Raw genomic sequence first — 19608 nt, forward strand, 5'->3', positions numbered from 1 at the left:
CAAATAACCTTCTCCTTGCTTGGGAGGGGTAGAATGTATAATTCTGCCTCTCCTTATATTCAAGCAAAACCTCTAATCCTAATAGATAGTCATTAGCAAAGTAGAGCCGTTTAAGTCCAGCAACTGTAACCCGGCGGAACTGCGCACCAGCAATAAATCCGGGCTTAGCCTTTCTAACTTACCGTCCAAAATTGGCGGGACTATCGAGTTTATTACAGTTTTGCCATCCCCGCTAAAAATCCCGATATAGAGATTACTATCCCCAAAATTCCAAGTGACCACCCAATTGCCATAGCCGGGTAGCGCCCCTACGATTTTGCCGTTGGGCTTATGTAGCGCGGGTAAGCCAATAGCTATGCTGAGCAAAGAACCGTCTGGGTTAATACTTTGGACAGCCACGGTATTTGATTCGGTGACAAAGAGCAGATTACTATTATAAAAGTTTATAGGTGTTATTCCGCTCAAAAGCGTTGCACCGAGGTTATTTTTAGCCAGCGTCATTTTCTCATTGGCATTGGTAGCGCCGATGGTGTAAAGCCCTTTGTTGTAAATAAAAGCGTAACGCTGCAAATAAGGGTCATAAAAATAACTTTGATTGTCCAAGTCTTTAGCGTTAAATAGCATCCAGCCTTTGCCGGAGTTAAGGTCATGCCCCCACACGCTATAGCTCTCTATTCCCATCATACTGAAAGTAATCCCAAGCGAACCTGTCCACGAGAAATCCTTAATCAAACCTACTACCGTCTGATTTCCCGGCGTGACCTGTTTGCCGATAACCGCGCCATCTTCCAACAGAGCAAGGCTAGAACCGTCTTTATGCACCGAATAGATAGCCGAAGTTCCGCTTACATCGGTGGGGAAATAAGCGGTTCGGATAAAGCCAACCCGCGCTCCGTCCGGGCTGAAAACCATATTGTACATAAAGTCTTTTTGCTTGTTCGGCACAAGCGGACGCACCGCAAGAGCAGTGACATCCCCCGCCCAAACCTCAATCGGGTTGACCTCAGTACCCCAGAAATTGAAAGCCGCCCCGGCAAGGTTCATTTTGCTGTAGGCAAGCAAATTGTTGTCGGGCGAGAAAGCCAGTGAATATGCCCGCAAATAGTTCCCGGCGTAAGGATTACTCTGGGTAGAGGGAGTGTAAGTACCGACCATGCTATCGAGGGTGCGCGGTTGGGTAGCAGATGCGCCGTTCAGGGTTATAACTTTCAACTCTAAATGCTGGTCGATGATGGCATAGTAAGCAACCACCCGATTATCGGGGGAAACAACAAACTTGAAAATGAGATCATTTGACAGTTTAAAGCTGCGACTACTAGCGCGGTTGAAAGCGTACAAACCGTCGCTTTTGGAGTAAACAACATTTGCCAATTTGCCGATAGTGGAATCAGGCGTGGGCGTAGGTTGGGCGGTTGGCGCGGGGGTTGGCTTGGCAGCGGTGGTAGTGGCAAGCGTAGTGACGGGCAAAGTGGTGGTTGATACCGCTTTAGTCGGTGCAACTGTATCGGTTGGGAGGGCGATTGTGGTTACCGCAACGCTGGTGGTTGGCGCAGGGGTGACGGTGGCTACAAAAGAAACGGGCGTGACAGTTGGCGCAACGCTCGTGGTGGGGGCAACGGTGGGCGTGGGAACGGTAGCAGTGAGCGAAGGAATAGCAGTAGCAGTATTATCCCCGCAAGCCACCAGAAAGAACGTTAATAACAATAACGCTAAAGTTATTAGATAGAAGCTAGGTCTTCTCATAAAAACGTTCCTCTCGTTATGTTCGGTTTCTGGAAGGGCAATTATAGAGATAGCCACGCCTAGAACCTTTCCACATTAAAGCCCCACGATTTCCCATACTTTGATAGAACCATCCCAATGACCTGTAGCAAGTAGCTTGCCATCTGGCGAAAGGGTGGAAACGATAAACCCGGTGGTTTGAGCAGTTTGGGCAATGATATTGCTGTAAAGTTCCTTGCCAGAAGCCACATCCCATAGAGTTACACTGCTATCCGAGAGACTACCACTAACAATGTTCTTCCCATTAGGGCTAAACCCTACCGAAAAGACCTCGTCCGAATGACTAGTAAGGGTGTTGAGCAATTTGCCTGATGCCGCATCCCACAGCTTGATGGTATTATCACCGCTGCTGGCAAGGCTCTTTCCGTCCGGGCTAAACGTTACCGACCTGATATAGCCAGAATGACCCGTGAGAGTGTTAAGCAAGTTGCCCGATGCCGCATCCCACAGCTTGATTTCTTCATAACTCCCGCTGGCAAGGGTCTTTCCGTCCGGACTGAACACTACCGATATGATATAGTTAGAATAACCCGTGAAGGAGCGAAGTTCTTTACCAGAAGCGACATCCCACAGCCTAACGCTTTTATCTATACTCCCGCTGGCAAGGGTCTTTCCATCCGGGCTGTACGCTACCGATTCAACCTCGCTCGAATGACCTGTGAGAGTGTTGAGCAAGTTGCCCGATGCCACATCCCACAGCTTGATGGTATTATCACCACCGCTGGCAAGGGTCTTTCCATCCGGGCTGTACGCTACCGATTCGACATCGCCCGAATGACCTGTGAGGGTACGGAGTTCCTTCCCCGTTGCGCTGTCCCACAGCTTGATTTCTTTATAACTCCCGCTGGCAAAGCTCTTTCCGTCCGGACTAAACGCTACCGATTCGACAGAGATACCGGGAAGGGCAGGCGGCGTAGAGTAGCGAAATTTCAGGGCGAGTTGGTTGGTAGTCTCTTGTGTGGTAGCTACTGCTGAAGTGGTAGTCGGTGCAACTGTAGCGGTTGGGAGAGCGATTGTGGTTACTGCAACGCTCGTAGTTGGCACAACGCTCGTGGTAGGGGCAGTAGTGGTCAAAGGGATAGCAGTAGCAGTATTATCCCCGCAAGCCACCAGAAAGAATGTTAATAGCAGTAACAGACTAGCCAGATTTGTTTTTTTCATTCCGCGCATAAAGTCACACCTTAAGATAGCTAAAGATTAGAGAAGAAGGATTTGGGCGGATACCCAATGCTTAGTTTTTGTCCAGTTCCAGAGCTTGATTTATATAGTATTTAAGAGCTTCTATATTTGCAGTCTCTACACTTTTGATTTTTACATGCTTTGAGGATTTGCCCACCCCTCGCAACAAATTGTATTTATCTTCAAATTGTATGCCTCGTGAAAAGGATAAGGTAATATCCTTTTTGGTTGGGCTGATAACTGCAAATATTTTGTTGCCTGTGTAAGCAGGAATACCATAGCTGATTGATTCTTTGGCAGCGGGCGCTAATTCACGCATAAGCTGGCGTATCAGCGCCACAACCTCATGAAATTGCGGTAACACGTTGGTTTCTACAAATTCGTCCACCGTCATATATTTAGCCCCCTTGTATGTTCCAATTATATCGGCTCTTTTTCTCTAATTGGTAGATTGGTTTGTTAGCTTCAAAAACAAAGGTGCTATAATTATACCAGAGGTTCAAATACAATAGGATGTTGATATATTCTGTGAATTTGGATTTGTAGCAAATTGAGATTAAAGATAGATCAATTAATTGATCAGAAATAGAGGAACTTTGATGCAAAAAATTACCCCCTTCTTGTGGTTCAATGATAAAGCCGAAGAGGCAATGAACTTTTATGTGTCTCTTTTCAAAAACTCAAAGGTGATGAGCGTTTCGCGCTACGGCGAAGAAGCCCCCGGCGCACCGGGGAAGGTGATGAGCGTAACTTTCCAACTGGAAGGACAAGAGTTTTTCGCGCTGAACGGTGGACCACATTACAGCTTCACGCCCGCAATATCGCTCTTTGTAAGCTGTGAAACGCAGGAAGAAGTGGATGAACTGTGGGAGAAGCTTTCGGAAGGCGGAGAAAAAGATAGATGCGGCTGGCTAAAAGATAAATACGGGCTGTCGTGGCAAATTATTCCGACTGCTTTGGGCGAGTTGTTGGGAGACAAAGACCCTGAGAAAGCGGGCAGAGTGATGCAGGCAATGCTCCAAATGAGTAAAATTGACATACAGGCGTTGAAGCAAGCCTACGCGAATGGGTAGGAGTGTAACCTCATAGGACGAAAGTTAAATCAAGACGAGGGGCTTAAAGCCCCTTGTTTTAATTTGGAAAGGCAAGGTTTGAACTGCCCCTTTTCACTTTAGGTCAGGTAAGCTTACGGTGACAGTTGTGCCTATATCGGGGGTACTATCGAGGCTGATACTGCCCCCGTGAAGCTCTACCGATTGTTTGGCAATTACCAACCCAAGCCCAGTTCCAGAAATAGCTTCCACATTAGCGGCGCGATGGAATGGCTCGAAGATATGCTTAATATCCGCTTCGGGTATTCCGATGCCTTCATCCCTGATTTGCAATTGAATAAACCCTGCCTGCTTTTCTACACTGATAAAAATCGTACTGCCCGGATTGGAATATTTCACCGCATTGGAAAGCAAATTATTCATTATTCGGTGAAAAAGAGCGGTATCCAGCTTTAATAGCAAGGGGGTATCAATACAGCTATAGCTAAAGGGATGAAGAACATCCAGCCTACTCTCAAATTCTTCGATTATTTCTTTGCAGAAGGCATCTAGGTCGGTCAATACTGGCTTAAACTCAATGCGATTTGCTTGGATACGGGACAAATCGAGCATATCTTCTATTATATCGGTGAGACGTTTAACTTGCTTCTTTATCCCAACAATGCGCTGCTCAATTTGCTGCTCGTCCATCCGGTCACGATAAAGACCGAGATTTTCGGCGATTACCATAATGATTGCCAGCGGTGTGCGGAACTCGTGCGATGCCATCGAGATAAAGCGCGATTTTAGTTCGCTTAGCTCTTGCTCTTTTTCAAGCGCATTCTGAATAATTTCCTGAGTGCGCTTTAGTCCGGTTATATCATGGGTTATGCCCACCAAGCCTACCAATTGCCCGCTCAAGTTTTTCAGGGGTATTTTAGTGGTAGCCGCCCAAATCGGTTCTCGGTTTAATCCAAATGATTTTTCTTCTTTATTTATAATGGCTTCCCCGCTACGGTATATTTCGTCCTCATCCGCATGGTATTTTTCGGCAAATTCGGGCGGGAAGAAATCAAAGTCGGTCTTACCCACCACCTCCGCCGGAGAGTTTGTACCCATCGAACGAGCATGGGGGGTGTTATTCATTATATAGCGGTGTTCTTTATCCTTAATGTAAATATAGTCCGGGATGTTATCAATCAAGTTGCGTAGCAGATTGCGTTCTTCTGCTAAGGCATCTTCCACCTCTTTGCGCTTTGTAATATCACGGGTGCTGGTAATAAGTTCTACCGGTTTGCCCGTTTCTTCAGAATAGCGTGTCTGCCCCACAGTTTCCAGCCAGATATAATGCCCATCTTTGTGGCGGAAACGCGTTATTGTTGGATTATAATGAGCGCGTTTAACAGTGGCTCTGGCATAGGCAGAGGTTGCAAGAGCGACATCATCAGGGTGAACAAACTCAACGCCATATCTACCCACCAATTCTTCCGGCTGATAGCCTGCCAACATCTTGAGCGAAGGCGAAACATAAGTATATTTCCCCTCCGGCGTATGCACCGCCACCATATCGGTGATATTATCTGCCAGCAAACGATAGCGCAGTTCACTTTCACGCACGGCATTTTCGGCAAGCTTGCGTTCGGTTATGTCCCGCACGGTACAAACCAATGAAGGCTTGTCCACCGCGGGGCTACCTAACGGGGCAATGCCTAATTCTGCCTCAAAATATTGTTCTCCGCTACGCCGGAGGGCTACTTCTAAACGCTGTATCTTGCCGCTAAGTAAAGCCGCGCTTATAGCTTTTTCCAGTATAGGGCGATCTGTTTCATTAGTAAGGAATAGCAGCTTTTTGGTAGCGCCCTTACCCATATCCTCAAACAAAACGTAGGCTTCCGCGTTAGCGCGTTCAATTTCAGAGTCGGAAGCAATAATCAGGATGCCATCGCTACTGCTTTGAAAGATAGATTCGGCGCGGTTACGGGCTTGCTCCAATTCGGCGGTGCGCAACGTTACTTTTTCTTCCAGTTCGGCAGAATGTTCCCGTATTGTCTGGTTCATTTTGACATTACTAATCCCGATCGCCAAAATATCCCCGATTTCAAGCGCAATGTTAAGGTATTCCTGAGTGAAAAAAGCTGGATCGCTGGAAAGCAGTAGCATTAGCCCGATAAGCTTACCTCCGGTTTTCAACCCAACATAGAGCATCGAGTTAAAACCTTCTTTATAAAACTGACGTGGGATTTGATTGGGAGAGTTATCCAGTTCGGTACGGAGTAGATAAGATTCAGCCTCTATCAATTTTAAGTATGATTCGTGGATAGGAAATTTTATTCCGGGCTTTACGCTTGTATCCAGTTGCGACCAGCTATGAATCGGGAAAAGAAATTTTTCGTTCAAATCGACATAGGAAATGGTGGCACGTTGGCAAGGAACTAGTTTAACCAGTTGCTCGATCGCCAACCGAGCTAATTCCTCCACATTATTAGCGACCAATATTGCCTTATCAAGCGCGTTCAAGCCTTCCAAGCGGCGGGCAGAATTGCGGATTTTCTCCTCTGCCAGCTTCATATCAGATACATCATCGGCGTTAATTAAAGCAAAAATCGGCTGTCCCTCTTTATTGCGCACTGGCTGAATACTGGTGCGATACCAGTGAACCGCGCCGGGAATACCAACTCGTTCTTCGGTGATGTTACCCTGTCCACCTTGGAGAACTTGCCGGATATTAGCTAACATTCTAGTTGCATTATCAGGCGGAAACCAATCAGCCAAGAATTTACCGACAATTTCAGAAGGCGTTGTACGCAATTGCCGTGCGCCTTTCTCAGTTACGAAATGGAAGCGACCCGCCTTGTCGATAAGCGCGATAATCGAATCGCTACTTTCGATAAGGCTACGGTATAACTCCTCACTGTCGCGCAAGGCTTCTTCCAAGCGTCGGGATTCGGAAACATTCCTGATGCGTACACTGGCAAGTATTTTTCCCTGCTCGTCTTGAAATATTTGAGAAGATACATGGGTTAAAAGCTTCCCCCCATCCTTACGGATATGGATAAGGTCACCGATGGCATAGCCCTCGGCGCTGCGCTTTTTCAAAAAATCCTCCAGCCGTGAATCGGTTAAATCCACAAGAACGTCACGACTGAGCGTACAGATTTCTTCTTTAGAATAACCCAACATAGCACAAGCAGCAGGGTTAGCGTCAAAAATCCTGCCATCCGGCGCGGTAAGCATCAACCCATCAAAGCTGTTTTCAAAAATAATGCGGTAAAGCTTATTCTGGTCGCGCACAGTCAGTTCTAGTTGTTTGAGGGGGGTAATATCCTGTCCCGTGCCCTGAAATTCGATAAGGTTGCCGCTAGCATCAAAAATGGCTTGGTCAGTCCACAAAGACCAACTCACCGAGCCATCCGGCAAGATAGAGCGATGCTCGGAAGAGCCAAGCGGGTTTGACGCACTGAGACTTTCTACATGGGCTTTGGCGCGAGCGCGGTCTTCTTCGGGTATCAACTCCAGAATATTCCTCCCGATCATTTCTTCGGGCGAAAGATTATGATGCTGACCGTAAGCGCGGTTGGCGTAAGTCACTATAAAATCAGGGGTATAGCGAAAAATCATCTCTGAGCGGGTATCTAAGATTTCGCGATAACGTTGACTTGGTTGCGCTAAGTGTTGCTGTGAGCGGTGGCGTTCGCAGGCAAGGCGTATAGTTCGTACCAGCAGGGTAGGGGTTAGCTCTGCTTTGAGCAGATAATCTTGCGCCCCTCGGCGAATAGCTTCTAGCGCGGCTTCTTCCTGATTTTCTCCGGCAAGCAGTACCATCGGCAAGTGGGGATACAGTCGCTGTAAGCGGTCAATGGTTTCTATGCCCTTAAAATCCCGCGCTTCCATATCCAGTAATATTAAGTCAAGCGGGGTCGCTAACCGCTGCACTTGCCAAGCCTCCGTCGAAATGACCTCGAAAGCGGTAGTAGCAGTAAGTATCGCGCTGATAGTGGCGAAGTCACTCCCCTCACCATTTAGTAATATCTTCATCCATGTTTTCTCGGTATATCAATAATTCATAAATACCCGTAACAAGTCAGCCAAATAGAAAATAGACCTATGTAACTAACGGAATCCAAGCGGGGTTCTCAGGGGTGCAACCCCTGTGCGGGGTCGCAAGGGGTGTCCCCTTGAACTTACCCTCTCCCCTCTTTCCCCCTTGAGGGGGTTAGGGGGTGAATAGTTACAAATACCCCTACTAATATAGTTGTATTTTACTATATTTATTAGCCCCACGAAGGGCGTGTTCAAATAATTCTAGCCATTTTGAAACTGTGTATCATTTATTTGACAGGCAAAGCGCAAGGTTATATTATTGCTTGCGGGTAATGATACTGTATCTCAAAATCATGCTTAGAGGGCTACTAATGAAAATACGCTTCTTGCTTATAAATTTGATGCTATTAATGCTATTGGCGGCGTGTGGCGATAATACTGCTACCAACTCAAGCGCGAGCGGCAAAATCAAAGTGGTGGCGACTACCAGCGTCATTGCCGACATGGCAAAAAACGTGGCGGGAGATCGCGCCGAGATTTACGCCATTCTCAAGCCCGGTAGGGATGCGCACGATTATGAGCCTACCGCCGAGGATTCCAAAGCGCTGGCTAACGCTCAACTGGTGCTGTCCAACGGGCTAGGGCTGGAAGCGTGGCTGGACAAAACGGTGCAGAATAGCGGCACCAAAGCCGCGCTGGTAAAGCTTTCCGATGGCGTGAGCGTGCAGAAAACGGCGCAGGGCGATACCGATCCGCACATCTGGCACAGCCCCGACAACGGCAAAATCATGGTGGACAACATCGCGAAGGGGTTGGCGAAGGTGGACGCGGCGGGTAGCGCCACCTATGAAGCCAACGCCACCACCTACAAAGCACAAATTGACGATACCACGCGGCAGATGAAAACTTTGCTCGACACTATTCCTGCCGATCGGCGCAAGCTCGTCACCAACCACGAAGCCTTTACCTACTTTGCCGCTCAGTTCAACCTGAAAATTGTCGGCTCGATAATCCCCAGTTTCGATAGTACCGCCGAGCCGAGCGCACAGGCTCTAACCGAATTGGTCAAGAGCATCAAGGCGGAGAAAGTGCCAGCCATTTTCACCGAAACCACCATCAACCCCAAGTTGGCAGAGCAAATCAGCAAGGAAGCAGGCGTGAAAATCTTCTCCAATCTGTACGGGGATGCGCTAGGCGAACCGGGCAGCGAGGGCGAAACCTATCTCAAGATGCTGCTGTCCAACGCTCGCAATATTGCCAACGGCTTGAAATAGCGGATGCACTATTGCTGTTTTTAGAGCGGTTGTGCTAACATGAGGCAGCTATTGAAATAACCCTGTATTTCGGGAGGCGCAAGCATATGGCGCTACGCAAAACGGATATTAGCCCTTCAAAACTGGAATATTACTACGATACTCACCCCACTCACGAGGATTTAATGGGCGACAGTTTACCGCAAGTAACGCTCTTTACCTATCTGCTGGAAGTGCTGAAATGGCTGTACCACAAGGAGGGGTGGATGGTGGCGGGCAATTTCAACCACTACCACGAGGAGATTGAGAACTCGGAGAATTTAATCGTACCAGACATCGCCTTGTTCAAGGGGATTGAGATAGCAGCGGATGAACAATTGCGTTTATCCAGTTGGGATATGCGCGGCGGAAAACGCCAATGCCCCCCGCTGGTGTTAGAAGTAAGCTCAGGCAGCACCTACTCCGGCGACATCAACCCGGACAAGAAACCGCGCTCGTATGGCTTGATAGGGGTAAAGGAATATTTCAGCTACGACCCCAACGAACCACAAGTATATCCAAAGCGGGTAGGGAAGCGTCTGCTGGGTTGGCGCTATGGGGCTAGCAAGCAGCCCGAAACGATTCTGCCGGACGAACGCGGCTGGCTTTGGAGCGAGGAATTGGAGAGTTGGTTGGGAGAGGACGGGGCGTATTTGCGCCTGTACGACCGGAACGGTGAGATGCGCCCCACTGAAGCCGAAGCCGAGCAAGCGGCGAAAGAGGCGGCATGGGCTAAGTTGCGCGAGTTGGGCATTGACCCTGAGCAGTTGTAGCCTCCCTAACCGATAAATTATGTTGGATTGGTTAATCGAACCCTTCACCACCGCCTTTACCCAAAACGCCCTGAAAGAACTGGCGTTGATTAGCGTACTTTCGGGGGTGGTGGGCGTGTACGTGGTATTGCGGGGCATCGCCTTTATCGTGGACGGACTGTCGCATGCCATCTTGCCGGGAATCGCGGTGGCGCTACTGATGGGCGGTAACACCTTTGCGGGCGCGTTCGTAGCGGCGTTGGTAGTGACGGTGCTGGTGAGCTTTACCAGTCGCCATGAGCAGGTCAGCGAAGATTCGGCAACGGGCATTTTCTTCACGGGGGCGTTTGCGTTGGGCGTAATTCTAACCACGCTGGCGTTATCGGACAAAAGCCTTCGGGGTACTTCGGTGGACATCCTGTTCGGGCAACTCTTCGGCGTAACCGAGCAAGACCTTACCAATACGCTGTTAGTGGGCGGGTTGGTGACGCTGCTGTTTGTGGCGTTGCGCAAGGAACTGCTGTTGAGCAGCTTCGACCCCTCGATGTCACGCGCAATGGGCTATAGCGGTTGGTGGCTCGACTTAGCGTTGTATCTGGGAGTCGCGCTCACGGTGGTAGTGGCGTTGCCCGCCGTTGGCAATATTTTGGTGCTGGCATTCCTCATCACGCCTGCTGCTACGGCGCGTCTGCTCACCGATAGGCTCTACCGCTTGATAATTCTCAGCGCGGTTTTCGCCTTCCTAGCCAGCCTCATTGGCATCTATCTTTCCTATTATATGCGTTTGGCGGGAGGCGCATCCATCGTGACGGTTTCAAGCTTGCTTTTCTTGTTGGCGTTGACATTTTCTCCGCGCTACGGTTGGCTGAGTCGTTTCCGCCGAAAGGAGTCGCCTGCCAATGTGGGATGATGTAACCCGCTTCCTGCTCGAACCGCTCTCTGCGCCCTATGTGCAACGCGCCTTGCTGGAAATCGCTATTCTGAGCGTGGCAGTGGCGATAGTCGGTACATATGTGGTGTTGCGCGGCTTGAGCTTCCTCACGCTGGCGCTCTCCCACGCCATCTTTCCGGGGGTGGTGCTTGCCGCGCTGCTGGGCTGGAATATGCTGCTAACCAGCATGGTGGTAGCGGTGGGTATCAGCCTATTAATCGGCTTGAGCAGTCGCAATTCGCGAGTCGGTCACGCCTCCGCGATCGGCACGATTTACACCGGGGCGTTCGCGGCTGGCATTATGCTCATCAGTAGCGCGGGGCTGTTTCGCCGCCTGAGCGAGTTCCTGTTCGGGCGACTCTTTGCAGTAGGTGACGATGATATTGTGATTGCGGCTGTCGTGACTCTGCTGGTGATATTGGCGTATGGGCTGGCGCGTAAGGAGATTTTGCTGGTGTCGTTCGACCGGGCGATGGCGATGGCGCAGGGTTTACCTGTCGCGCTGCTGGAATTGGGCTTTCTGGCGTTGCTCTCGCTGGTGGTGGTAGCCGCACTTCCGGCGGTTGGCAACATCCAAACGGTGGCGTTGCTGGTCACGCCTCCCGCTACGGCGCGTCTGCTCACCGACCGACTGCGCATGGTCATGCTGCTGTCGGGTCTGCTTTCGCTGCTAGGTGGAGTGATGGGCGTGTATCTGGCGTGGCATCTGAATCTGGTGTCGGGCGCAATGGTGGTGCTGGTGCTGACCATTTTCTTCCTGCTGGCGTACTTCCTCTCGCCCCGCTACGGGCTACTCACCCGCCGTCTACGTCCCGCCCGCGCTTGAATCAATAAGCCCTCTCCCGCCGAACGATTCCGGCGATAGGAGAGAGTCGAGGATTACTATTTCTTGTGTTTGTTTTTCTGCTTGCCTACAGTTTCCACTTTCTCCTTAGCCGCATCAACCACTTTCCCGGTCGCAGTTTGGAGCTTAGCAACAGCTTCTTTGGCGAGCAGTTCCGCATCACTCATCACATCTCCCGCTTTGACCGCAACTACTTTAGCTTTACCTTTAGCTTTGTTGTGTTTGCCAAGTTTCATTATTCAATCCTCCATTATAAGGTTCTAAAAAGTTTTAAGTTTGGTGTCTAAAATGCCAATGGAAATTTCAAGAGCTGCCGAGGGGTTCACGCTTAAGCATTTTTGGGAAAAGAAATATAGTTAAGCGACAGTTTCTTGCCTAATAGCAGGATAAGCCAAAAAAGAAATACTGTCTGTCTGTTACCGCACTTAGGGACAGGACTTAGTAATAAAAAGCCGGGTGACTTATTCCCGGCTTTAAGGTTATGCTGCTCATCGAGGAAAAGCTCGAGGGGTCAATAGTCTAAATGCAAGCTTAACCAGCTTGCTCTTGAATAGAAGAGAAGGGTAGTAGTTTTCTCAGTTCAGGAAATATGTAGGGCTTTTTAATCACACCCATTATACTGATACCCACAACCTTTTCTAACTCATCATCAAAGTCAGTAAAAATTAAAAATTCAGTGGCTTGCATACCGGAAATTGCTTGAATATCCCTACACAAATCAATACCAGACTTAGAGGTAATAATATTATCCATTAACACAATCTGGGGCTTGAATTCAACCGCTCTCCAGAACCCTTCCCTATAACTGCCGGCTTCCACCACATCATAACCATACGGTTTGAGAATTATACGGACGATATTTCTGAAGTCGTGGTCACCATTAACAATTAGAATCACCATGGGTAATAATCCTCCACCCAACCTCAACCTAATATATTTATTTTAATTAAAACTAGCTAGTAAAAAAAGAGTGGCTGGTTAGAGCCACCCCATTGTTTTTCGTGTGGCTATAAACATACCTATCGCGCCATTGCGATAAGCTAAATAATTCAACCAACTTCCCCAAGAAGTAGGCTAAATTTAAGATTTGTCTAATGTTTGTGCTGCTAAAAATAAAGAGGGAGGATGTATTCTAAAATATGGTGCTAAGATTCTTTATCTAAGCTAGAATTACTACGCTAACTGAGCTTAATTCTGCTCGTTAACTCATAAAAGCATCTACACTCCTACTTGTTAGGAGAAATAGGCAAGCAAACAATGTTCAAGAATTTTTTCACAAAAGTTTTATTAGTAGTTTATTATACCATTAATTTATTTAAATAGAAAGGGGGTATAGTATATGTGTTATTCTAGCTATGATTTTTTTACATATACTTTAATAGATACTTCCCAAAGGAAGGTTCATCGTGGGTTATTCCTGAATCTTACAATAATACGTGAGGGAGCTATAGCCGCATCGGCTACAGCCACCTCATGCAGTTGCGCTTAATTAACTACGCAACCGGGTTCCACTTAGCATTCGGTAGACTCCAATCAAGATAACTGCGCCTCCGATTGATACCAAAATAGTAGGTATGTTGATCCCGGTAGTGTAATCAACCCCGGTAACCACGCCTAAGAGGAACCCACCTAACATAGCGCCCAATACACCTAGCACTAGGTCGGCAACTAAGCCACCCGCCCCGCTACTCATAATCATGTTAGCAATCCAGCCAGCGATCAAGCCGACTACGATCCATGCAACAATACTCATATACATATCTCCTTTTTGTTTTATTCTCAAATTTAGTAAAGATAAATTCAGAAGGGCTATGCCGAACATATACCCTTCTATTTTTTAAGCTAAAACTTACGACGGCTAGAAGTCGAATAAATTTCTTTGCTGCTACGGTTAGGTTCAAACACTATATATAGTAGCCTGACCATTCCATAAGCAAATAAAGAATAAATAACCATTGCCAGTAAGGTAGAGAATTCTATAACCCCGACTCGATTAAGCACTTGGTCATTATTGAAAATGCCATTGAAAGGCGCAACAAACGGGGCGCTAAAGTTGTAAATAAAGTTGGCAAAACCGGAACCATTATCCGCACTGATAAAGCGTAAGAGCACACGTAGCGCCAACAATACTTCTAAAATACCCAATACAAAGTAGATTATCTGAGTTGTCCGTTCTAATATATTATTGCGGCGAGTGAAGGGGTCATCTACTACTTGCTCTTGCTTTTCCACTAATGCCCCGGTTGGGTCATAATAGCTCTGGCGAACGGTTTCCACACTAGCGTTACCTGCCTGAGAATAGTTTCGCTGGTTATTAATCGGCTGAGGGATCGGCTGATCCGGCATTAAAGGCGGTTGGTTAACCGGCGGGTTTGAATCGATCACAATATCTCCGGTCAGGTTGCCCCTTCTTTGTGGGTCTAGAGGTGAATCCATATATTTTGTCTCCTATTTCCCGGTTGTTTTAGAACGCCGGGACGCTTTTTTAAAGGTATTTTGTAACTACTCAGCCCTTGAAACGAATTAACGAAAAGGGGGTGTAACCCTACGGGTTCATACCCTTTCAGGGCACAGGCAGACAGGGGGGAATTTCCCCGCCGGGGTCATAGGGATGTTCCCTATAACTCCACGCTCTCTCCTTTTCCCCTTGAAGGGGTTAGGGGGTAAATTGTTGTTACCTTTTTTTGATTCTCAAGAGTTGAGGGGTCTTTTCACGTTTAAGCATTTCAGGGAGAAGAGATATAGTTACAGCGACAGTTTCTTGCTTAATAATAGAATACGCCAGAAAAGGAACGTGGTCTGTCTGTTACCGCACTTATAGAATAATCGCCATTTCATTATGCACCCGATCGGATTCTTGTGGGGATTCATTGTATGTGTGATAGCGAACCGACTATTTTAGTTAGTTGCCCTATGCTTATAACTAAAGGATGGAACTTTTTGGAAACCTGTTTGTAATGGGGGAAAGATTTGTGAAGTCATAATCACTTTATAGATCCCTTATAGGTACTCCCTAACAAAGGTAATACCCAAATGTAGAGAATTGCTATTTTATGGTGGCATAATTCTTGCTTTCTTATAGAATCAGACATTGTTCAGAAACTATTTTAACGAAAGAGGATAAGCCCATGTTTAATAAACAAACCAATAAGAAGTTGCACTTGTTCCGAAAACAAGCCGATAAAAAACTTCATAATTGGCAAAAACAGACAAATAAATTAATAGACTCGCTTGAGCCTGAGAAGAAATTTAACAACGCGGTGCATCAGGTTGAGAAATTGCCCGGCATGGTCGGCGACTTCGTTGGTCAGCTTGAAACCGAGAAGAAATTTAACAACGCTGTCCATCAGGTCGAGAAATTGCCCGGCATGGTCGGCGATTTCGTGGGTCAGCTTGAAACCGAGAAGAAATTTAACAACGCTGTCCATCAGGTCGAGAAATTGCCCGGTATGGTCGGCGATTTCGTGAGTCAGCTTGAGCCTGAGAAAAAGTTGGCTGAGGTTAAGGAACAATTAACCAAAATGGTTGAAAAACAACCAGCCATCTCAGAAATGAAGTTGCCGAACAATAAGTTGTCCGCGAAAGCTGCCAAAGAGTTGAAAAACTTTGGAGCGCAAGCGGTGGTGCTTAACGGTAAGTATGAGAAACCCAAGAAGGAAAAACACTTTATCCGTAACACTATAGGATTAACTGCCTTAACGGCAGCAGGACTCAACTGGAACAATAAGCGTTTGTGGAATAATGTGCCAATCCTCGAAAGCAAATTAGTGGGGCAGGGACAGAATTTCATCTCGCGTTGGGGTCAAATTTTCTATAAAGAGGCAGGAAATGTCGAAAATCCCCCGATTGTGCTGGTACATGGCATAGGGGCAGGCGCGAGTAGCTACGAATGGCGTAGGAATTTTGAAGCGCTGGCGCAAGATTACCATGTTTATGCCTATGACTTGTTAGGCTTTGGTAAGAGCGAACATTCACCCCTGATTTCCTACACCGCCGAGCTATATATCAACCTGATGGCAGATTTTCTGCGAATAGTGGTGAAAAAACCCGCCGGGTTGGTGGCATCCTCCCTATCGGCGGGGCATGCTATCCAAGTGGCGCATCGCCACCCTGAACTGGTAAACGCGTTGGTACTGTTAGAACCGAGCGGAATTAACAGGGCTGCCGGAATTTCCGGCGCTAATGTTACAGGAAGTTATAGCTACCCCTTCTTGCGGTTGCCGATATTAGGGCAGGGATTATTTAGCTTCGTAGCCTCTCGCTTTAATATTCGCTCATTTATGCAAAACCAGCTTTATTATGATACGAGTCAGGTTAAATACGAGCTAGTAGAGCATTACTACATTGCCGCCCACCAAAAGGGAGCAGAACACGCGCCACTTGCCTTTTTGGCGGGCAAGCTCAATGCGAATTTTAGCTCAGCTTTCGGTAAGTTGCAGCAACCCGTGGTGCTAGTGTGGGGTAGGGAATCACGGATTACCCCAATCCAAGAGGCGTACAAACTTGTACAACAGTTGCCCAAAGCTGAGCTTAAAATTTTGGATGATACCCGAATGGCTTGCAATGACGAAAAGCCCTTCCAGTTCAACCAGATTGTAAGCGAGCTTATGAGCAAAAGCAGCCTCAAAAATGACAACCATACAGTTCTGAAAGACATATCAGCCACACTCGGCTAATTCTGTGTGATTAACAAAGCTAAAAACAGGTTGGGATATTTTATCCCAGCCTTTATTTTTTAAGGCATCTTCCTCAACACGGTTTAAATGAATTTCCACAAATAATTCGATATCGAATCGTAAAAAAATATTTTCCTAGCGTTTACTAGAAATAGCCAATAGTAGTACATTTCTGAAAGGCGTAGCAGTTCCGGCGCGTCAGTCTCTTTCTTTCTCACCACGGCTTTGTTAAGTTCCTTATTATTTGTATAAAATCTTTCTATCGTGGAGGTATAAATATGCCTGTATTGACCAATTACTGGTTTCAAGACACCGATTTTCGGGGCAACACCCAATTCTTGAACATTGGACATCCTGCCGGGGGATGGGCTTTTATCAACTGGGGTAATATCGGCTCAACCCATAGCACCTTGGTATGGGAACGCGAAGATCGCGAGTTTGTAGTCGATTTGCTGCCCATCCTTAACGCAAGCGATGTTTTAGCCGGAGTTGACCGCATCTTCGGGGGCGGAGAAGCGCACCGAACCTCCGGTATCAAAGCGGGTTGGATTCCGTGGCGCTACGTGCCGTATCATTCCAAAGACCCCGGCAGACACGCCGATATGGATTTGTTGGTGCGTATCTTTTTCAACTTCCATGTTAGTACCCCGTGGTACTGTAGCGATGCCGATGGGGATATAGATTATTATGTGGTACTTTTCTTGGATGGCGCAGGTCATTTACACGCGCATGTTGATGGCTGGAGTTACCATTATAATGGGGGTGGCCCTTTCTGCACCGGTGCAATCAATGACCGCTTGAACGGCGGAGTGCCGGGTGGAGTGGCAACGCTGCAAGCAATGTTGGACTCTCGCCTCGCCTTGTTTGCCGACCGCAGATTCGATATGATTTACTTACTGCCGGGGGATGGCACTCGCAGCGGCGGCGGCGCGGTCAATGTCAATGAGCATGTTTCGTTAGCGTTACTGCCACGATAGCAGTCCAAGGAGGTTTAACAATGGAAAGTAAGAGAAATATTCAAGTAACCCTCGCCAAGAAAATACAGGAATGTCTAAAGGAAGCGGGGGTACAGGCTGAAATTAGCCTTTCCGAGAGCCAAGCAATTGTGCATGCCAAAACTGAGGCGGGCGGGCAAAGCTATCGGATTATTGCTTCAATTGCGGAAGACCGCGAGTTTATGCCGTCCGGTCACGGGATGGTAATGCCGGCATTAGCTAGAGCCAATCTTTCACAAGCGGTAATGCGCCCCAACTTGTCGGCACAAGCCGCGGGCAGTAATGCTTCCACCCCTCAACCAAATCTGGCTAACACCAAATTGGAAACGCCGGAGGGTTAAGAGGTATCGTTCGCAAGGTAACTTTTCACATCCATTTTAGAGGTGATTTCAGACAAGGGGTTTAAGCCCCTTGTCTTTATTAGCTAGAGCCTTTTTATTCGTAACAACACGTAACCTACTTTTATATTTTCCAGTAAATTCCATTCTCTCTTTGGAGAAGTTTGAAATCTATCAGATTCCGGCGCAAGGTGCAGTGGTCTTTCGGGTAGATGGTTTTGAGCAAAGCATCTACCTCTCGTTCAGTGTAGCGTTTGTCAGGCTCAAACGAAGCGGCAATTACTTCTAGAATGTACTGCTGGCGCTTTAACTGTACCGGCATTTCCAGTAAACGTCCATCTTTGAAAAAGTGCGAGAGCGTTTTCTCACGCTCATCTTGAATAGGTTTAGCTGTTACGGGGGCAAGGGTTTTATTAATGCGCTGCAAACCAGCAATCTGCGCGGACATAATTTGCTGGTAGGCAGGATTAATGGAAAGTGCTGCCGGGAGTCGTTCGCCTGAATTTACCCAGTTTACCCACTCCGTGACAGTTACCAAACCAGCATCGGATAATTGCCGTAGGTCTTTCTCAAAACCTTCACGGATAACGCCGGGTATTTGCGCGAGTTCTGCCACCTGAATACTTTGTCCGGGTCGTGCTGCCAGATACCCACAAATTGCGAGGCGCATGGGAGTAGCAAAAGCCTTCAGCAATTGAAGCGTTTCTTGCAAAGAGTTGTTGTCCATTATATTACCTACCTTTTTTTAATAGCTTACCTGATTATAATATATAATGGCATTTATATAATGTCAACATCCGCAAACCCGAAGCAGTGGCAAGAACCGTTTTAGGGCATTAACTTGATGTGCCTGCCGGAGTGTAGGAGAGTAAGGGGGAGTCCAAGATAACCGCCAATCAAAGCCGCCGAAAACAACTGGCGGCTTCAATAGCATCATCGCGTATATGCTGGCAAAGCGATGCGCCCCATCGCGCAACGTCACGCGCTATATTTAATCGAGCAAAGGCGCGGGCTTGATTCCCTCCGGCATGGCAAGGATTGCGGCAGCCGCCTCAAATTGCCAACTGCTTTGTGCTACATAGTCTCGAACCTCGCCGATAACTTTTTTGTAGGCAGCTTTGCGAATATCGAGGGAAACATCCATCGGTTGGGCGTTGAAAAAATGCATGTCGGTAATGCCCACGAACCCAAAAATGGTACGCAAATAGCTTTCCACAAAATCAAAAGCTTGGAGTGGACCAGTCGAGTAATCCCCGCCGCGTGAGGTAACGCAAATCATTTTCTTGCCCTTTACCAGTCCTTCAGGACGACCCTCTTCATTGTATCGGAACAGGTAGCCCGGTTGAACGATGGCATCAATGTAATACTTTAGGGCGTAGGGAATCCCAAAGTTCCACATCGGCACGGTCAAAAGGTAAACATCGACATCCAAAAATTGCGCGATGCTTTTTTCGATTTGCTGCCATGAGGTTAGAGCAGACTCTTCAAGTTGCTGCCCGGTCATGAGCATATATTTGGATTCGATATTGCTACCCGCCACAGAGGGCAGGTCGGTTTTGAACAAATCCAACGTCTTGACCGTCAGGTCATCGTACTTTTCCAGCAGCGTCTCCAATAATACGTTAGAAACGCGCACGGTATTAGAAGTAAGCCCACGTGGGGTAGCTACAATGTGAAGTAACTTCATCTTTATTTATCCTATACTACGACAAAGTCGCGTTGAAATATTTATTGCTGGTAACTACAT

General features: G+C 47.5%; 18 protein-coding genes and 1 pseudogene. 8 read left to right on the forward strand and 11 right to left on the reverse strand.

The window, feature by feature from the left end:
- Positions 1-78: 78 nt before the first annotated feature.
- From OZ401_RS20940 to OZ401_RS20950, 4 genes and pseudogenes are all read right to left on the reverse strand, one after another.
- A complete protein-coding gene (locus tag OZ401_RS20940; protein WP_341470473.1) occupies positions 79-1743 on the reverse strand; it encodes a RodZ family helix-turn-helix domain-containing protein in 1665 nt (554 codons plus the stop codon).
- Between the two features lie 75 nt (positions 1744-1818).
- The gene (locus tag OZ401_RS25945; RefSeq protein WP_425607641.1) at positions 1819-1971 is read right to left on the reverse strand and encodes a hypothetical protein; all 153 of its coding nucleotides are present in this window, start codon (positions 1969-1971) and stop codon (positions 1819-1821) included.
- Positions 1951-2673, reverse strand: a pseudogene (locus OZ401_RS25950) (WD40 repeat domain-containing protein); the annotation flags it as partial. The pseudogene OZ401_RS25950 and the gene OZ401_RS25945, both read right to left, overlap by 21 nt.
- A 340-nt stretch (positions 2674-3013) precedes the next feature.
- Complete coding sequence (locus OZ401_RS20950; protein WP_341470475.1) at positions 3014-3355, reverse strand: DUF1801 domain-containing protein; 342 nt, start codon at positions 3353-3355, stop codon at positions 3014-3016.
- Positions 3356-3560: 205 nt separating this feature from the next.
- Here OZ401_RS20950 and OZ401_RS20955 point away from each other — a divergent pair, with 205 nt between their 5' ends.
- Positions 3561-4034, forward strand: a complete 474-nt coding sequence (locus OZ401_RS20955; protein ID WP_341470476.1) for a VOC family protein — start codon at positions 3561-3563, stop codon at positions 4032-4034.
- Between the two features lie 93 nt (positions 4035-4127).
- Here the strand turns inward: OZ401_RS20955 and OZ401_RS20960 are convergent, their stop codons facing one another.
- Positions 4128-8027 carry a PAS domain S-box protein gene (locus OZ401_RS20960; RefSeq protein WP_341470477.1) on the reverse strand — a complete coding sequence of 1300 codons (3900 nt, stop codon included), beginning with the start codon at positions 8025-8027 and terminating at the stop codon, positions 4128-4130.
- A gap of 377 nt (positions 8028-8404) precedes the next feature.
- Here OZ401_RS20960 and OZ401_RS20965 point away from each other — a divergent pair, with 377 nt between their 5' ends.
- The 4 genes from OZ401_RS20965 to OZ401_RS20980 all read left to right on the forward strand — a co-directional run bounded on the left by OZ401_RS20965 (position 8405) and on the right by OZ401_RS20980 (position 11834).
- Positions 8405-9307, forward strand: a complete 903-nt coding sequence (locus tag OZ401_RS20965; protein WP_341470478.1) for a metal ABC transporter solute-binding protein, Zn/Mn family — start codon at positions 8405-8407, stop codon at positions 9305-9307.
- A gap of 86 nt (positions 9308-9393) precedes the next feature.
- Positions 9394-10098: a Uma2 family endonuclease gene (locus tag OZ401_RS20970; protein WP_341470479.1), complete on the forward strand. Its 705-nt coding sequence runs from the start codon at positions 9394-9396 to the stop codon at positions 10096-10098.
- A 19-nt stretch (positions 10099-10117) separates the two neighbouring features.
- Positions 10118-10987 carry a metal ABC transporter permease gene (locus OZ401_RS20975; protein WP_341470480.1) on the forward strand — a complete coding sequence of 290 codons (870 nt, stop codon included), beginning with the start codon at positions 10118-10120 and terminating at the stop codon, positions 10985-10987.
- On the forward strand, positions 10977-11834 hold the full coding sequence (locus tag OZ401_RS20980; RefSeq protein ID WP_341470481.1) for a metal ABC transporter permease: 858 nt from the start codon (positions 10977-10979) through the stop codon (positions 11832-11834). Before OZ401_RS20975 ends, OZ401_RS20980 begins: the two co-directional genes overlap by 11 nt.
- 56 nt (positions 11835-11890) lie before the next feature.
- Here OZ401_RS20980 and OZ401_RS20985 read toward each other — a convergent pair whose 3' ends face one another.
- From OZ401_RS20985 to OZ401_RS21000, 4 genes are all read right to left on the reverse strand, one after another.
- The gene (locus OZ401_RS20985) at positions 11891-12088 is read right to left on the reverse strand and encodes a hypothetical protein (RefSeq protein ID WP_341470482.1); all 198 of its coding nucleotides are present in this window, start codon (positions 12086-12088) and stop codon (positions 11891-11893) included.
- 295 nt (positions 12089-12383) lie between these two features.
- Positions 12384-12752: a response regulator gene (locus tag OZ401_RS20990; protein ID WP_341470483.1), complete on the reverse strand. Its 369-nt coding sequence runs from the start codon at positions 12750-12752 to the stop codon at positions 12384-12386.
- 589 nt (positions 12753-13341) lie between these two features.
- Positions 13342-13605 (reverse strand): GlsB/YeaQ/YmgE family stress response membrane protein, encoded by a 264-nt coding sequence (locus OZ401_RS20995; RefSeq protein ID WP_341470484.1) that lies wholly within the window; start codon positions 13603-13605, stop codon positions 13342-13344.
- Between the two features lie 89 nt (positions 13606-13694).
- Positions 13695-14288, reverse strand: coding sequence for a YggT family protein (locus OZ401_RS21000; protein ID WP_341470485.1), 594 nt, complete (start codon positions 14286-14288; stop codon positions 13695-13697).
- Positions 14289-14980: 692 nt separating this feature from the next.
- Here OZ401_RS21000 and OZ401_RS21005 point away from each other — a divergent pair.
- The 3 genes from OZ401_RS21005 to OZ401_RS21015 all read left to right on the forward strand — a co-directional run bounded on the left by OZ401_RS21005 (position 14981) and on the right by OZ401_RS21015 (position 17864).
- Entirely contained in the window at positions 14981-16528 is a 1548-nt protein-coding gene (locus tag OZ401_RS21005; protein ID WP_341470486.1) for an alpha/beta fold hydrolase, read from the forward strand.
- A 278-nt stretch (positions 16529-16806) separates the two neighbouring features.
- A complete protein-coding gene (locus OZ401_RS21010; RefSeq protein WP_341470487.1) occupies positions 16807-17505 on the forward strand; it encodes a hypothetical protein in 699 nt (232 codons plus the stop codon).
- A gap of 20 nt (positions 17506-17525) precedes the next feature.
- Complete coding sequence (locus OZ401_RS21015; RefSeq protein WP_341470488.1) at positions 17526-17864, forward strand: hypothetical protein; 339 nt, start codon at positions 17526-17528, stop codon at positions 17862-17864.
- Between the two features lie 121 nt (positions 17865-17985).
- On the opposite strand, the gene OZ401_RS21020 is transcribed toward OZ401_RS21015, so the two are convergent.
- Together OZ401_RS21020 and OZ401_RS21025 are read right to left on the reverse strand one after the other, a co-directional pair.
- Positions 17986-18588, reverse strand: coding sequence for a DUF2087 domain-containing protein (locus tag OZ401_RS21020; RefSeq protein WP_341470489.1), 603 nt, complete (start codon positions 18586-18588; stop codon positions 17986-17988).
- A 264-nt stretch (positions 18589-18852) separates the two neighbouring features.
- Positions 18853-19548 carry an FMN-dependent NADH-azoreductase gene (locus tag OZ401_RS21025; RefSeq protein WP_341470490.1) on the reverse strand — a complete coding sequence of 232 codons (696 nt, stop codon included), beginning with the start codon at positions 19546-19548 and terminating at the stop codon, positions 18853-18855.
- Positions 19549-19608 lie beyond the last annotated feature (60 nt).

The sequence above is a fragment of the Candidatus Chlorohelix allophototropha genome (assembly GCF_030389965.1).
Classification (GTDB): Bacteria; Chloroflexota; Chloroflexia; order Chloroheliales; family Chloroheliaceae; genus Chlorohelix; species Chlorohelix allophototropha.

Coding starts and splice junctions, on each gene's coding strand:
- OZ401_RS20955 (WP_341470476.1), top strand. CDS start 3,561: ATGCAAAAAATTACCCCCTTCTTGTGGTTCAATGATAAAGCCGAAGAG.
- OZ401_RS20995 (WP_341470484.1), bottom strand. CDS start 13,605: ATGAGTATTGTTGCATGGATCGTAGTCGGCTTGATCGCTGGCTGGATT.
- OZ401_RS21020 (WP_341470489.1), bottom strand. CDS start 18,588: ATGGACAACAACTCTTTGCAAGAAACGCTTCAATTGCTGAAGGCTTTT.
- OZ401_RS21005 (WP_341470486.1), top strand. CDS start 14,981: ATGTTTAATAAACAAACCAATAAGAAGTTGCACTTGTTCCGAAAACAA.
- OZ401_RS20990 (WP_341470483.1), bottom strand. CDS start 12,752: ATGGTGATTCTAATTGTTAATGGTGACCACGACTTCAGAAATATCGTC.
- OZ401_RS20960 (WP_341470477.1), bottom strand. CDS start 8,027: ATGAAGATATTACTAAATGGTGAGGGGAGTGACTTCGCCACTATCAGC.
- OZ401_RS20975 (WP_341470480.1), top strand. CDS start 10,118: ATGTTGGATTGGTTAATCGAACCCTTCACCACCGCCTTTACCCAAAAC.
- OZ401_RS20985 (WP_341470482.1), bottom strand. CDS start 12,088: ATGAAACTTGGCAAACACAACAAAGCTAAAGGTAAAGCTAAAGTAGTT.
- OZ401_RS20965 (WP_341470478.1), top strand. CDS start 8,405: ATGAAAATACGCTTCTTGCTTATAAATTTGATGCTATTAATGCTATTG.
- OZ401_RS20980 (WP_341470481.1), top strand. CDS start 10,977: ATGTGGGATGATGTAACCCGCTTCCTGCTCGAACCGCTCTCTGCGCCC.
- OZ401_RS21015 (WP_341470488.1), top strand. CDS start 17,526: ATGGAAAGTAAGAGAAATATTCAAGTAACCCTCGCCAAGAAAATACAG.
- OZ401_RS21025 (WP_341470490.1), bottom strand. CDS start 19,548: ATGAAGTTACTTCACATTGTAGCTACCCCACGTGGGCTTACTTCTAAT.
- OZ401_RS21010 (WP_341470487.1), top strand. CDS start 16,807: ATGCCTGTATTGACCAATTACTGGTTTCAAGACACCGATTTTCGGGGC.
- OZ401_RS21000 (WP_341470485.1), bottom strand. CDS start 14,288: ATGGATTCACCTCTAGACCCACAAAGAAGGGGCAACCTGACCGGAGAT.
- OZ401_RS20970 (WP_341470479.1), top strand. CDS start 9,394: ATGGCGCTACGCAAAACGGATATTAGCCCTTCAAAACTGGAATATTAC.
- OZ401_RS20950 (WP_341470475.1), bottom strand. CDS start 3,355: ATGACGGTGGACGAATTTGTAGAAACCAACGTGTTACCGCAATTTCAT.
- OZ401_RS20940 (WP_341470473.1), bottom strand. CDS start 1,743: ATGAGAAGACCTAGCTTCTATCTAATAACTTTAGCGTTATTGTTATTA.